Source organism: Actinoplanes sp. NPDC049681 (assembly GCF_044465265.1).
Classification (GTDB): domain Bacteria; phylum Actinomycetota; class Actinomycetes; order Mycobacteriales; family Micromonosporaceae; genus Actinoplanes.
Genome location: NZ_JBITLP010000006.1, coordinates 506,220 through 520,716, shown reverse-complemented (window position 1 = coordinate 520,716; position 14,497 = coordinate 506,220). Strand labels below are relative to the sequence as shown.

The 14,497-nt window shown below is 70.9% G+C and carries 10 protein-coding genes, 1 tRNA gene and 1 pseudogene; 7 read left to right on the top strand and 5 right to left on the bottom strand.

The genetic code is table 11. The features are described from left to right. The 4 genes from ACIBO8_RS24290 to ACIBO8_RS24275 form a co-directional block, all read right to left on the bottom strand. On the bottom strand, positions 1-704 hold a 704-nt coding region (locus ACIBO8_RS24290), incomplete at its 3' end, for a tetratricopeptide repeat protein (RefSeq protein WP_396117550.1). A 752-nt stretch (positions 705-1,456) separates the two neighbouring features. Further along, positions 1,457-1,528: transfer RNA gene (locus tag ACIBO8_RS24285), tRNA-Arg, on the bottom strand. 53 nt (positions 1,529-1,581) lie between these two features. Continuing rightward, positions 1,582-2,256, bottom strand: coding sequence for a DUF305 domain-containing protein (locus tag ACIBO8_RS24280; RefSeq protein ID WP_396117549.1), 675 nt, complete (start codon positions 2,254-2,256; stop codon positions 1,582-1,584). Then, positions 2,256-3,065: a DUF3105 domain-containing protein gene (locus tag ACIBO8_RS24275; protein WP_396117548.1), complete on the bottom strand. Its 810-nt coding sequence runs from the start codon at positions 3,063-3,065 to the stop codon at positions 2,256-2,258. Before ACIBO8_RS24275 ends, ACIBO8_RS24280 begins: the two co-directional genes overlap by 1 nt. 96 nt (positions 3,066-3,161) lie before the next feature. On the opposite strand from ACIBO8_RS24275, the gene argS reads away from it, so the two are divergent. The 5 genes from argS (at position 3,162) to thrC (ending at position 9,052) form a co-directional block, all read left to right on the top strand. After that, positions 3,162-4,826, top strand: coding sequence for an arginine--tRNA ligase (gene argS, locus ACIBO8_RS24270; protein WP_396117547.1), 1,665 nt, complete (start codon positions 3,162-3,164; stop codon positions 4,824-4,826). 3 nt (positions 4,827-4,829) lie between these two features. Further along, on the top strand, positions 4,830-6,215 hold the full coding sequence (gene lysA / locus ACIBO8_RS24265) for a diaminopimelate decarboxylase (RefSeq protein WP_396117546.1): 1,386 nt from the start codon (positions 4,830-4,832) through the stop codon (positions 6,213-6,215). Next, entirely contained in the window at positions 6,212-7,525 is a 1,314-nt protein-coding gene (locus ACIBO8_RS24260; protein ID WP_396117545.1) for a homoserine dehydrogenase, read from the top strand. The genes lysA and ACIBO8_RS24260 overlap by 4 nt, the downstream gene beginning before the upstream one ends. 2 nt (positions 7,526-7,527) lie before the next feature. After that, the gene (locus ACIBO8_RS24255) at positions 7,528-7,896 is read left to right on the top strand and encodes a VOC family protein (RefSeq protein ID WP_396117544.1); all 369 of its coding nucleotides are present in this window, start codon (positions 7,528-7,530) and stop codon (positions 7,894-7,896) included. A 106-nt stretch (positions 7,897-8,002) separates the two neighbouring features. After that, positions 8,003-9,052 carry a threonine synthase gene (thrC, locus tag ACIBO8_RS24250; RefSeq protein WP_396117543.1) on the top strand — a complete coding sequence of 350 codons (1,050 nt, stop codon included), beginning with the start codon at positions 8,003-8,005 and terminating at the stop codon, positions 9,050-9,052. Here thrC and ACIBO8_RS24245 read toward each other — a convergent pair. Further along, on the bottom strand, positions 8,993-9,502 hold the full coding sequence (locus ACIBO8_RS24245) for a MarR family winged helix-turn-helix transcriptional regulator (RefSeq protein WP_396117542.1): 510 nt from the start codon (positions 9,500-9,502) through the stop codon (positions 8,993-8,995). The two genes, thrC and ACIBO8_RS24245, sit on opposite strands and share 60 nt — an antisense overlap. Positions 9,503-9,603: 101 nt before the next feature. Here ACIBO8_RS24245 and ACIBO8_RS24240 point away from each other — a divergent pair, with 101 nt between their 5' ends. Together ACIBO8_RS24240 and ACIBO8_RS24235 are read left to right on the top strand one after the other, a co-directional pair. Next, positions 9,604-13,047 carry an efflux RND transporter permease subunit gene (locus ACIBO8_RS24240; RefSeq protein WP_396117541.1) on the top strand — a complete coding sequence of 1,148 codons (3,444 nt, stop codon included), beginning with the start codon at positions 9,604-9,606 and terminating at the stop codon, positions 13,045-13,047. Positions 13,048-13,106: 59 nt separating this feature from the next. Then, positions 13,107-14,315, top strand: a pseudogene (locus ACIBO8_RS24235) (MFS transporter); the annotation flags it as partial. Positions 14,316-14,497 lie beyond the last annotated feature (182 nt).

Below are 14,497 nucleotides of genomic sequence, written 5' to 3'. Positions count from 1 at the left end.
ACGTCGGAACCGATGTTGTTGAGGGTGGTCGCTTCGCCGGCGCGGTCGCCGACCTGACGCATGATGGGCAGGGCCTGCTGGTGGTAGGTGAGGGCCAGCTGGCGGTCGCCGAGCTGGAAATGCACCGCGCCGACGTTGCTGAGGGTGGCCGCTTCGCCGGCGCGGTCACCCACCTGCCGCAGGATGGTCAGGGCCTGCTGGTAGTAGGTGAGGGCCCGCTGGCGGTCGCCGAGCCCTTGGTACACCAGGCCGATGTTGTTGAGGGTGGTCGCTTCGCCGGCGCGGTCGCCGACCTGACGCATGATGGGCAAGGCCTGCTGGTAGTAGGTAAGGGCCTGCTGACGCTCGCCCAGCCGGTCGTACAGCAGGCCGATGTTGATGATGGTGGCCGCTTCGCCGGCGCGGTCGCCGACCTCCCGGGCGATGGACAGGGCCTGCTGGCAGTAGTCCAGGGCCTGCCGGCGGTCGCCGAGCTCGTGGTACACGCCGCCGATGTTGGCGAGGGTGGCCGCTTCGCCGGCGCGGTCGTCCGCCTCGCGGTGCAGGAGCAGAGCCTGCTGATAGTTGGTCAAGGCCTGGCGAGGTTGCCCGGTCGCGGACTGGGCCCACGCAAGGTAGTAGAGGGCGCCGGCGTCCGGACCGAGGGTCAAAGTCGCGCACGCCAGGGCCGCGACCTCGGCGAATCGTGACCTTTGCAGCAACACGCCGGAGACTCGGCGACCGATCTCTCGGGCGATGACCGGTACTCGACCGGCCACCGCCAGCCGGTGCACCTCCATCTCCTGTGCGAGAGCGACAGCCGGCCCACCACGCACCCGGGGATCCGGCTTCCCACCCCACCGGCTCCCCGCCCACCCTGCGCCATCCATCAAGCCGGCACCCGGGCCTCGGCTCTGCGACCAGTCATCTCCAGCCCCTCCGCCGGGCAGATCTTCGCTATCGACCACGATCCACCGACAACCGTCCACACGGAATCACCCGGGAGGGCATCTACGAGACAGGATCCCGACAACGAGACGGAGAGACCAGCACGGGCGACTCCGACCCGCAGGTCCGGCTCCGGAGCGCGACGCGAGCAACTTTCCTGAGGCCGGCGCAAAGCAACTGTCACCCGGACCGCTCGGTCGAAACGGTGCAGCAGCGACCCGTGGTGGGGATCCAGCGCGAGTTCAACTTCCGGAAGAAGCTCATGTCGAACGATCACGGGGAGTGGTGGCGGTGGCGGTGAGCGGGCGTCGAACATCGGTTCCGGAGCATCCGATGTCCGCCGATCGGAGGAACTGCGCCGCACGATGTAAGCGAGCTCCGAGCAGATCTGTTGGCAACCGTGCCGATAGCCGCCGCCGAACGGCCCACGATTGCACCCGCACCGTGGGGTCTGGGGCTCGGGCCCCAGGGAAAGCAACAAGCGCCCCAGGTCCGCGGTTCGCAGCGGACGTGGAGCGCCTTGAGCTCGTGCCCCCGGCAGGATTCGAACCTGCGCTTTCGCCTCCGGAGGGCGACGCTCTATCCCCTGAGCTACGGGGGCTCAGCGAGAGGAAGCCTAGCAGACCGCCCCGCGCCCGCCGAACGGGTTACCCCCTAGCCGGTCTTGAGCTTCGCGAGCAGCCCGTCGATCAGGTTGATCTCGCTCTGCTGGCCCGCGACCATCGTTTTCGCCAGCTCTGTGACCTTGTCGTCGTCGGAGAGTTGGATGATCGCCTGGGCCATGTGGATGCCCCCGAGGTGGTGCTGGCGCATCAGGGTGAGGTACTGCACGTCGAGGTCGTTGCCCGTGGCTTTGCGGAGGGTGGCCAGCTGGTCCGGGGTCGCCATGCCGGGCATGAGGCCGTTGCGGAGCGAGCCTTGACCGTCCGGCATCCAGGCCATCGCCGGGCGGGTGCCGGTGAGGCTCAGGTTCCAGTCGCGCAGCCAGGCCTTCATGGTGCTGATCTGGCCGTGCTGGGTGAGGGCGATGTCGCCGGAGAGGGTGACGAGGTCGGGGTTCGCCGAGTTGGCGTGCTCGATCATGGACATCTCCACCGCCTGGGCGTGGTGGGTGCTCATGTCGCGCAGGAAGCCCGCCTCGGGCGAGTCGTCGCCGGGTGTGCCGAGGTGGCGGGCGCCCAGGAAGCCGCCCGCCGCGCCCAGGAGGACGCCCAGGATCAGGACGATGGCCAGCCATGCCGGGCCGTAGCGGCGGGTGCCGGCGGGGGTGGTGCCGTCGGCCGGCGCGGCGGCCGGGGCCGCCGCGTCCGGGCCGGTCGAGACTGTCATCACTTGCCCTGCTGCTGGTCCATGCCGGTGCCGTTGGACGCCGCCGTCACCGGGCCGGTGGTCGTGTTGCCGCCCGAGCAGGCCGCGTCGGGCTCCTTGGTGGCGTTCACGCGCAGGTCCTTGATGAACTCGTCGATGCGCTTGTCGCCGGCGTTGTCGACCTTGAGCTGGTAGCCCCAGGCCTGCAGGGAGATGTTCTTGTCGAGGTTGGCGACCGGGCTCATCAGCATGTAGTCCTTGCCCTGGACCTTCTCCTGCAGCTTCGCGACCTGGTCGGCGGCCAGGCCCTGCTTGTACGTCACCCAGACGGCGCCGTGCTCGAGGCTGTGGACCGCGTGCTCGTTGGCGATCGGCTGGGGGTAGACGTCACCCATGCAGTTCTGCCAGACGGGGTTGTGCGCGCCGCCCACCGGCGGGTTGGTCACGTACGTGAGCGGACCCTCCTTGTGCTCCTGCGAGTCGATCTGCGGGTTCTTCTGCTCGCGGTAGTTGACGATGCCCTCGATGTCGGCCGCCTTGTCCTGCCACGAGCGGCTGCCCTTGACCGAGGCGAACACGCCGTACCCGATGATGCCGATGGCGATGAGCACCACGAGGCCGGCCACCGCGATGGGGCCCCAGTTGCGTCCGCCGCTGACCTTGACCGGGGTGATCGGCTTGCGGGCCTTCCCGCCGCCCTTGCCGGCGGGACGCGGGCTGCCGGACGCAGGCGCCTTCTTTCCGGAAGCGGGCGGCTTGCCCTGTCCCGACGTCTTGTCGACCTTCACGGTGGACGGGACCCGCTCGGGCCCCGGTGTGCTCATACTCATCGTGCCTCGTCAATTCGTGGGGATGGTCGGGCCGGGCCCGCGCGCAGGCCCCGGTACGCCGCCGGGCGCCAAAGTCTACCCGGATAGCATGGCTCGGTGACCCCAGCTGACCTCGCTGCCACCGTTCTCACAGCTGCGCGTGCCGTATTCGTCACGCGTGGCCTCGACGTCACCTTGCTGCCCGAGACGACGACGGTGGAGCGGCCCCGCAACCCCGAGCACGGCGATTACGCCTCGACCATGGCCATGCAGCTCGGCAAGAAGGCCGGCGTGGCGCCCCGCGAGCTGGCCACGGCGCTGGCCGAGGAGCTGAGCAGCCGCCCCGGGATCAAGTCGGTGGAGATCGCCGGCCCCGGCTTCCTGAACATCCGGCTCGACGCCGCGGCCGCCGGTGTGCTGGCGCGCGACGTGGTGCTCGCCGGGCGGGAGTACGGCCACACCGAGCGCCTCGCCGGTCAGCGCATCAACCTGGAGTTCGTCTCCGCCAACCCCACCGGTCCCGTGCACATCGGTGGTGTCCGGTGGGCCGCTGTCGGTGACGCGCTGGCGCGGCTGCTGCGCGCGTCCGGCGCCGACGTCGGCACGGAGTATTACTTCAACGACGCCGGTTCGCAGATCGACCGGTTCGCCAAGTCGCTGCTCGCCGCCGCCAAGGGGGAGCCCGCGCCGGAGGACGGCTACGGCGGTGCGTACATCGCCGAGATCGCCGCAGCCGTCACCACAAAAAAGCCGGGCGTGGCGGAGCTGGCCGAGGCCGAGGCGCTGGAGACGTTCCGGGTCGAGGGCGTGAAGCTGATGTTCGCCGAGATCCGGCAGTCGCTGGACGAGTTCGGCGTGCACTTCGACACGTACTTCAACGAGAAGGACCTGCACGACCGCGGCGAGCTGCAGGAGGCCCTGGACCGGCTGCGCGAGCAGGGCCACGTGTACGAGTCCGACGGCGCGACCTGGCTGCGGACCACCGACTTCGGCGACGACAAGGACCGGGTGCTGCGCAAGTCCGACGGCGACTGGACGTACTTCGCCGCCGACTGCGCCTACTACCTCGACAAGCGCAAGCGGGGCTTCGACAAGGTCGTCATCATGCTGGGCGCCGACCACCACGGGTACATCGGCCGGATGAAGGCGATGGCGGCGTGCTTCGGCGACGACCCGGCGGCCAACCTGGAGATCCTGATCGGCCAGCTGGTCAACCTGGTGCGCGACGGCGAGCCCGTACGGATGAGCAAGCGGGCCGGCACGGTGGTGACGCTCGAGGACTTCGTCGAGTCCCTGGGCGTCGATGCGGCCCGTTATGCCCTAGCGCGGTTCTCCTCCGATTCCCCGATCGACATCGACATCGAGCAGTGGACCCGGGCGAGCAACGACAACCCGGTGCACTATGTCCGGTATGTCGCCGCCAGAACCGCGAGCGTGGCGCGCAACGCCGCGGAGGTGGGCCTCAGCCGGGGAGAGCCGGGGGACTTCCGTCCGGAGCTGCTGACGCACGAGAAGGAACACAGTCTCCTCAAGGCGTTGGGTGACTACCCGGGAGTGGTGGCCACCGCCGCGGAGCTGCGCGAGCCGCACCGGGTGGCGCACTACCTGGAGAAGGTGGCGGGGGAGTACCACCGCTTCTACGACAAGTGCCGGGTGCTCCCGACCGGCGATGAGCCCATCACCGACCTGCAGCGCTCCCGCCTGTGGCTGAACGATGCCACCCGAACGGTGATCGCGAACGGTTTGGGACTGCTGGGCGTCTCCGCGCCCGAGAGGATGTAGGTCATGCGGGCACACGAGGCCGGGGCGCTGCACGGCGACATCGGCAACCGGGGTCCGGCGTGGCTGCGCACCCCGGAGGACGTCAACGCACTGGTGCCGCAGTTGTGGCCGCGTACGGTCACCCGTACGGATCAGGGCGCCCTGGAGATCGGCGGGGTGAGCGTCCTGGACCTGGCGCTCGAGCACGGCACCCCGGCGTACCTGTTGGACGAGGCCGACCTGCGGGCGCGCTGCCGTGACTTCGCTACGGCCTTCACCGGGGCGGACGTGTATTACGCGGGCAAGTCGTTCCTGTGCAAGGCCGTGGTCAAGGTGATCGACGAGGAGGGGCTCTTCCTCGACGTCTGTTCCGGCGGTGAGCTGGCGGTCGCCCTGGCCGCGGGTTTCCCGGCCGAGCGCATGGGCTTCCACGGCAACAACAAGTCGGCGGCCGAGCTGCGCCGGGCGCTGGACGCCGGCGTCGGACGGATCATCCTGGACTCGTTCCAGGAGATCGGCCGGCTGACCGCGCTCGCCCAGGACACCGGCAAGCGGCCGGCGGTGCTCATCCGGGTGACGGTCGGTGTCGAGGCGCACACCCATGAGTTCATCGCCACCGCGCACGAGGATCAGAAGTTCGGCTTCTCGCTGGCCGGCGGTGCCGCGTTCGAGGCCGCGATCCGGGTGCTCGACGAGGGCGTGCTGGACCTGCGCGGCCTGCATTCGCACATCGGCTCGCAGATCTTCGACACCTCCGGGTTCGAGGTCGCCGCCCGGCGTGTCCTGCAGCTGCAGGCGCAGATCCGGGACGCGCGCGGCGTGGAGCTCGCCGAGCTGGACCTCGGCGGCGGCTTCGGCATCGCGTACACGACCCAGGACGATCCGTCGCCCGCCGGCGACCTCGCCAAGCGGATCAACAAGATCGTCGACGCCGAGTGCGCGGCCGAGAACCTGCGGCGGCCCAAGCTCTCGATCGAGCCCGGCCGGGCCATCGTGGGACCGGCCGTCCTCACCCTGTACGAGGTGGGCACGGTCAAGGACGTCGACGGCATCCGCACGTACGTGAGTGTGGACGGCGGGATGAGCGACAACATCCGTACGGCGCTCTACGACGCGTCGTACTCGGCCACGCTCGCCGGCCGGGCCTCGCAGGCGCCGCCCATGCTCGCCCGCGTCGTGGGAAAGCATTGTGAATCCGGGGACATCGTCGTGAAGGATGAATTCCTGCCCGCCGACGTGCAGCCCGGAGATCTTGTCGCGGTGCCCGGCACGGGGGCGTACTGCCGGAGCATGGCCAGCAACTACAACCACGTGCCCCGCCCGCCGGTGGTCGCCGTCCGTGACGGTGCCTCGCGGGTGATCGTCCGCCGGGAGACCGAAGAAGATCTGCTCGCATTGGATGTGGGATGAGTTCTGGTAAGCCTGCGGTTCGTCTGGCCCTGCTCGGCTGCGGCACGGTGGGTAGCGAGGTCGTCCGCCTCCTGCACGACCAGGCCGGGGACCTGACGGCCCGGATCGGGGCGCCGCTCGAGCTCGTCGGCATCGCGGTGCGCCGGCTGGGCCGCGAGCGGGGCAACCTGCCGGTCGACCCCGCCCTGTTCACCACCGACGCGCTCGGCCTGGTCAAGCGCGACGACGTGGACGTGGTGATCGAGGTGGTGGGCGGCATCGAGCCGGCCCGCTCCTGGCTGACCGAGGCGCTGCGGACCGGCAAGAGCGTGGTGACGGCCAACAAGGCCCTGCTCGCCGAGGACGGCGCGACGCTGCACGACGCCGCGGCCGAGGGCGGCGCGGACCTCTACTACGAGGCTTCGGTGGCCGGCGCCATCCCGCTGCTGCGCCCGCTGCGCGAGTCGCTGCACGGCGACCGGGTGACCCGCGTCACCGGCATCGTCAACGGCACCACCAACTTCATCCTGTCGTCGATGGACGCCAGCGGCGCCGGCTTCGGCGAGGCGCTGGACGAGGCCACCGAGCTCGGATACGCGGAGGCCGACCCGACCGCCGACGTCGAGGGTTTCGACGCCGCCGCGAAGGCCGCCATCCTGGCCTCCCTCGCCTTCCACACCCGGGTGACCGCGGCCGACGTCTTCCGCGAGGGCATGACCGCGGTGACCGCGGCCGACGTGGCCAGCGCCAAGGAGATGGGCTGCACGATCAAGCTGCTCTGCCTCGCCGAGCGCGGCGCGGACTCGTCCGGGCACGAGTCGGTCAGCGTGCGCGTGCATCCGGCGATGATCCCGCGCAGCCACCCGCTGGCGAGCGTGGGCGACGCGTTCAACGCGGTCTTCGTCGAGGCCGAGGCCGCGGGGCAGCTCATGTTCTACGGCCGGGGAGCCGGGGGTACGCCTACCGCCAGCGCGGTGCTCGGCGACATCGTGGCGGCGGCGCGAAACCGCCTGTCGGGCACCCGCGCGCCGAGCGAGAGCGCGTACGCGCACCTGCCGATCCGCCCGATCGGCGAGGCGATGACCCGCTACCACATCAGCCTGGACGTGGCCGACCGTCAGGGCGTGCTCGCGACCGTGGCCGGCGTGTTCGCCAAGCACGAGGTGTCGATCGCGACGGTGCGCCAGTCGGGCCGCGACGAGGACGCCACGCTGGTCATCGTCACGCACGGCGCGCCGGACGCCAATCTCGCGGCCACCGTGGAGGACCTGCGGTCGCTGGACATCGTACGGTCGATCGCGAGCGTGCTCCGCGTCGAGGGAGGGGCCTGACCATGCTGGACCACGTCGGTCTCCAATGCGCGGACCTGGCAGCGAGCGCGGCCTTCTACGACAGGGTGCTCGCGCCGCTCGGCCTGCGCCGGATGATGGACCACAAGGTCGCGATGGGCTACGGCGACACGTTCCCCGACTTCTGGATCGGCGAGTTCAACTCGGGTGAGGGCTTCCGCGAGTCGCACATCGCGTTCAAGGCGGCCGACCGCGCGACGGTGGACGCGTTCTTCGCCGCGGCGGTCGAGGCGGGCGCCGAGGTGCTGCACGAGCCGGCGGTCCACCCGGAGTACCACGAGAACTACTACGGCGCGTTCGTCCGCGACCCGGACGGCAACAACGTGGAGGCCGTGTCCCACGGTCCCGCATAGTGGATGCTTAGTCTCGCCATTCGGTGGGCTAGTGCATGCTGAGTTCGCCCGCGGCGGAAAACAGAAGTCAGACCAGCGGAGCTCCAGTCAGCGGAGAGGAAAGACCATGTGGCGGGGACTGATCGAGGCGTACCGTGACCGGCTCCCGGTCTCGGAGGCCACCCCGGTGGTCACGCTGCACGAGGGCAACACGCCCCTCGTGCCCGCTCCTGTGCTCTCCCGGCGCACCGGCGCCGACGTCTACCTGAAGGTCGAGGGCGCCAACCCCACCGGCTCCTTCAAGGACCGCGGCATGACCATGGCCGTCTCCAAGGCGGTCGAGGAGGGCTCCAAGGCGATCATCTGCGCCTCCACCGGCAACACCAGCGCGTCGGCGGCGGCGTACGCGGCCCGCGCCGGCCTGACCTGCGCGGTGCTGGTGCCCCAGGGCAAGATCGCGCTCGGCAAGCTGGCCCAGGCCCTGGTCCACGGCGCCAAGCTGCTCCAGGTCAACGGCAACTTCGACGACTGCCTCGCGCTCGCCTCGAAGCTGTCCCAGGACTTCCCGGTCTCCCTGGTCAACTCGGTGAACATCTTCCGCCTGCACGGCCAGAAGACCGCCGCCTTCGAGATCGTCGAGGCGCTCGGCGCCGCCCCGGACATCCACTGCCTGCCGGTCGGCAACGCGGGCAACATCTCCGCGTACTGGATGGGCTACCAGGAGGACCACGAGGCGGGCAACTCCAAGGTCCTGCCGAAGATGTACGGCTTCCAGGCCTCCGGCGCGGCCCCCATCGTCAACGGGCAGGTCGTCCCCGAGCCGTCGACCATCGCCACCGCCATCCGCATCGGCAACCCGGCGAGCTGGACGAAGGCGCTGGACGCCCGGGACAGCTCCGGCGGTCTGATCTCCGCGGTGACCGACCGGGAGATCCTCTCGGCGTACCGGCTGCTGGCCCGCGAGGTGGGCGTGTTCGTGGAGCTGGGCAGCGCGGCCAGCGTGGCGGGGCTCCTCCAGCAGGCGGAGGCGGGCGCCATCCCCTCCGGCGCGACGGTGGTCTGCACGGTCACCGGCCACGGCCTCAAAGACCCGGAGTGGGCGATCTCCACCGCGCCGTCACCGACCACCATCCACAACGACGTCCTCGCCGCCGCCCGCGCGCTCGACCTCGCCTGAGGCCTTCCCGGCCGCTTCTTCGGTGGCGACCCGCACCAGGGCCACCATCGCGTCGCGTACCGTCAGCAGCTCTTCGTCGGTCAGCTTCTTCAGCAGTCTGCGGTGCTTGTCCGCGCCCGCCGTGATGATCCGGGAGATCAGCTCCCGGCCGGCCGGGCTGAGCGAGATGCGCCGCACCCGGCGGTCGCTCGGATCCTCGGCCCGGGTCACCAGGTCATGGGCCACCAGCCGGTCGACCATGCCGCTCAGCGTCGCCAGGCTGACCCCGAGCCACCCGGCCAGCTGCCGCCCCGACGTGCCGCCCGATCTGTAGAGAAGCAGCAAGATCTTCAGCTGGGGCATGGTGAGCTGGGAGGCGAAGAGCGGATCCGAGCGGTCGTACGCGAAAAGGTGCTGGAGCTGCTGTTGCGCGCCCATGATGTCGGCAATGAGCCGTTCGTTGTCGGCCACCGCACCTCCTGCCCCGGCCCCGGTCGTATCGACCCCGGCGAAATTCATTTGTTCGCGTGGGGCAAACTATATGCCTTGGACGAACTTTCCCGGGGGAGCACATGTCATTTCTGACCAGGCTCAGTCTCGCCAACCGAGGGCTGGTGGCCCTCATCGCCGTGGTGATCACCGGCTTCGGCATCTACACGATCCCGTCCCTCAAGCAGCAGCTCCTGCCGTCGCTGGAGTTTCCGGGCGCCTTCATCGGCGTGGTCGTGCCGGGTGCCAGCCCGGAGATCATGGAGGAGCAGGTCACCAAGCCGATCGAGGACGCCGTCAAGGGCGCCGACGGCCTGGACACGATCCAGTCGACCACCCGTGAGGGCTCGGCCACCATCCGGGTGCAGTACGAGTTCGGCACCGACCTCGACAACGCCATCAACCAGCTGACCACCTCGGTCAACCGGATCCAGCCCACGCTCCCCGACGACGTCGAGCCGACCATCTTCGCCGGCGGCACCGACGACATCCCGGCCATCGTCCTCGCGGCCACCGGCGGCTCCGGCGAGGCCGACCTCGCGCAGCGTCTCCAGCGCACCGTCGTGCCCGAGCTCACCGAGATCGACGGCGTACGCGACGTGCAGGTCACCGGCACCCGCAAGGAACAGGTCGTCATCAAGCCCGACCCGGTCAAGCTCGCCGCGGCCGGCGCCGACCCGCGCGGGATCGCCACCCTGCTGCAGAACAACGGCATCTCGGTGCCCGCGGGCGCCCTCACCGACGGCGACCGCTCGCTCAGCGTCCAGGTCGGCAGCCCGATCAGCACGGTCGACCAGCTCCGCGGCCTCTACCTCACCGGCAGCAAGGGCCCGGTCAAGCTCGGCGACGTCGCCTCGGTCACCAGCGAGCTCGCCACGGCCACCTCGTTCACGCGTACGGACGGCGTCGAGAGCCTGGGCCTCGCGGTCACCGCCGCCCCCGACGGCAACGCCGTGGCGATCTCCCACGCCGTCCGGGAAAAGCTCGCCGACCTGGAAGCCAGCTCGGGCGCCAAGCTCACCGTCATCACCGACCAGGCGCCGTTCGTCGAGCGCTCCATCAAGAGCCTCACCACCGAGGGCCTGCTCGGCCTCATCATGGCGGTCATCGTCATCCTGGTGTTCCTGCTCTCGGTGCGGTCCACGCTGGTCACCGCGGTGTCCATCCCGCTGTCCGTGCTGATCGCGCTCATCGGCCTCTGGATCGGCGACTATTCGCTCAACCTGCTCACCCTCGGCGCCCTCACCATCGCGGTCGGCCGCGTCGTGGACGACTCGATCGTGGTGCTCGAGAACATCAAACGGCATCTCGGGTACGGCGAGGCCAAGGTGCACGCCATCATGTCCGGCGTGAAGGAGGTCGCCGGCGCGGTGACCGCCTCGACGCTGACCACGGTCGCCGTCTTCGCCCCGATCGCGCTCGTCGGCGGCTTCGTGGGACAGCTGTTCGCCCCGTTCGCCATCACCGTCACCGTGGCGCTGCTCGCCTCGCTGTTCGTCGCGCTGACCGTCGTACCGGTGCTTGCGTACTGGTTCCTGCGGCCCGCCGCCGGCGGCAGCGAGTCCGAGGCCGTGCGCCGCGCGGCCGAGGAGAAGGAGCTGCGCAACCCGCTGCAGCGCGCCTACCTGCCGATCATCCGCTGGGTCACGCGCAGCCGCGCCACCCGCTGGATCACCGTCGGGATCGGCGTTCTGGTGCTCGTCGGCACGCTGGGCCTGGCCAGCCGCCTGGAGACCAACTTCCTCGACGAGTCCGGCCAGGACTTCATCACCGTCTCCCAGGACCTGCCCGTCGGCACCAGCCTCGCCGCGACGAACGAGGCCGCCAAGAAGGTCGAGGCGGTGCTCGCATCCCGCGACGACGTCGAGACCTACCAGGTCACGGTCGGCAACGGCGAGTTCAACCCGTTCGCCAACTCCGGCGGCGCCAGCGGTGCCAGCTTCAACGTGGCGCTCAAGGCGGACGCTGATGCCGCCAAGATCTCCGACGACCTGCGCAAGCAGTTCGAGACCATGTCGGGCGTCGGCAAGGTCACCGTCGGCGGCGACAACGGTACGGGCTTCGCCGCCGACCAGCTCGCGGTCGTGGTGCAGGCGGCCGACCAGGACACCCTCGCCGCCGCCACCAAGCAGGTGCAGGACGCGATGGCCGGCACGAAGGACGTCAAGGACGTCAAGACGACGCTCGCCGCCAGCGTGCCGCGCCTCGACGTCGTGGTGGACCGCGCCGAGGCCGCCCGCCGGGGCCTGACCGAGGCCGCGGTCGCCCAGGCGGTCGCCGGCTCGTTCCGGGCGGCGCCGGCCGGCCAGATCACGGTCGACGGCACCAGCCGCGACGTCGTCGTCACCTTCGGTGCCCCGCCGTCGAACGCCGACGCGCTGCGCAAGCTCCCGGTGACCACCCCTAGCGGCAAGCCCGTGCCGCTCGACACCGTGGCCGACGTCAAGGAGGTCGCCGGCCCGGAGGAAGTCACCCGCATCGACGGCAACCGCAGCGTCACGGTCACCGGCACCGCCACCGGCTCCAACGTCGGCGCCACCACCAAGGACCTCACCAAGCGGGTCGACGCGCTGACCCTGCCCGCCGGCGCCACGGCCTCGATCGGCGGCGTCAGCCAGCAGCAGGCGGATGCCTTCGCCGACCTCGGCCTGGCCGTCCTCGCGGCCATCGCGATCGTCTTCGTCATCATGGTGGCGACGTTCCGCAGCCTGCTCCAGCCGCTGCTGCTGCTCATCTCGATCCCGTTCGCGGCCACCGGCGCGATCGCTCTGCTGCTGGCCACCGGCACGCCGCTCGGCGTACCGGCCCTGATCGGCGTCCTCATGCTGGTCGGCATCGTGGTCACCAACGCCATCGTGCTGATGGACCTGGTCAACCACTACCGGGTCGCCGGCCTGGGCATCCAGGAAGCGGTCATCGAGGGCGGCCGGCACCGCCTGCGCCCCATCCTGATGACCGCGATCGCGACGATCTTCGCGCTGCTGCCGATGGCGCTGGGCCTGACGGGCGAGGGCGGCTTCATCTCCCAGCCGCTGGCGATCGTCGTGATCGGCGGCCTGGTGAGCTCCACGCTGCTGACGCTGGTCCTGGTGCCGGTGCTCTACACGATGGTGGAGAACACCAAGCTCAAGGGGCGCGAACGCCGGGAGCGGCGGCGGGCCCGCAAGGCCCTGAAGGCCGCCGGGACCGGCACCGGCACGTCGACCGACGCTCTCGTCGGTGCGGAGGTCGGCTCGCCCGCGCCGTCGGCCGCGGGGGCCCCGGGCCGGCTTTCGCCGGCCGGCGCTGCCGGGGCGGCCGGAGTCGCCGGGGCGCCGAAGCACGCCGCCGACGGTCCTGACGCCGTCGTGCCGGACGCCGGCCCGGTGCCGGACTCCAGCGGCGGGGCCCACGAGGCCCCGGAGGGCGAGCCGGCGGGCAACCCGGCCCACTCGACGGCGGAGCCGCAGAGCGGCGCGCTGCGGGGCTACACGGACCAGTTCGAGGTCCTCCGGATGCCGGGCCGCCCGGCCACCCCGCCGGCCTGACCGAAGAGCGACACCGGCCGCCCCCGCTCCGGCGGGGACGGCCGGTACTCTCTGCGTACGTGGCGACTCCCTTCTCGGTCCTTACGGGCAACCGCGACTTCCGGCGCCTGTTCGCGGCCGAACTCGTGGTCTTCGGCTCCGACTGGTTCGTCATGGTGCCGCTGCTCGTGCTCCTGCCCCAGCTGACCGGCAGCGGCGTGTGGGGCGCGCTGGTGCTCGCCGTCGACACCGGGATCACCGCGGTGCTGCTGCCGTACGCCGGCACCGTCGCCGACCGGCTGGACCGCCGCACGATCCTCATCGCCGCCAACCTGGCGGCCCTGGTCGCCACGCTGCTGCTGTTCGTCGTCCGGTCGGCGGCGACCGCCCCGCTCGCCCTGGTCGCCATCGGCGCGGTGGCCGTCGCCAAGGCGTTCTACTCCCCGGCCGCGTCGGCCGCCCTGCCTAACGTGGTCGATCCCGCCGACCTCGCCGCGGCCAACGCCGTCGCCGGGTCGGCATGGGGCACGATGACCATCGTCGGAGCGTCTCTCGGCGGCATCGTGAGCAGCGCCGCCGGCCCGTACGTGAGCTTCGCCGTGGCCGCGGCGAGCCTGCTCACCGCCGCCGTGCTGACGTTCACGATCCGGCGGCCGTTGCAGGCGCCGCGGGACCCGTCGGCCCCGCCGCCGCGTACGTGGCACGCCCTCGTGGAGGCGTTGCGGTACATCGGGGCGCGTCCCCGCATCCGGGCCCTGGTCACGGTGAAGTCGGCGGTGGGCCTCGGCAACGGCGTGCTGACCGTCTTCCCGCTGCTCGCGGGCCTGTACGGGGTGGGCGCCCTGGGTGCGGGCCTGCTCTTCGCCGTACGCGGCGCCGGCGCGCTGGTCGGGCCTCTGGTGATGCGGCCGGTGCTCAACCACCGTTCGTGGCTGCTGCCCGGGCTCGCCCTGTCGATGAGCCTCTACGGCCTGGGCTATCTCGGCGTGGCGCTGGCGCCGTGGTTCCCGCTCGTGCTCGCGCTGGTCTTCGTGGCGCACTTCGCGGGCGGCACGAACTGGGTGCTGTCGAACTACGCGTTGCAGGGTGAGGTGCCGGACCGCCTCCGGGGCCGGGTCTTCGCCACCGACATGATGCTCGCGACCCTCGCCATCTCGGCCAGCCAGCTCGGCGCGGCGCTGGTCGTCGACCACGTCGACGAGCGGGTGATCCTGGCGAGCTGCGGCCTGATCACGCTGACCTACGCGATCGGCTGGCGGATCGCGACCCGCAAGCAGTCCCTGGCGGACGCCACGCCGGACGACCAGGCAGGCGAGTACCGTCCCAGCGGTGCCTGGTCCCCACCCCGGGAAGCCTCAGCCCAGCAAAGCCCGGCCCAGCAAAGCCCGGCCCAGCAAAGCCCGGCCCAGCAAAGCCCGGCCCAGCAAAGCCCGGCCCAGCAAAGCCCGGCCCAGCAAAGCCCGGCCCAGCA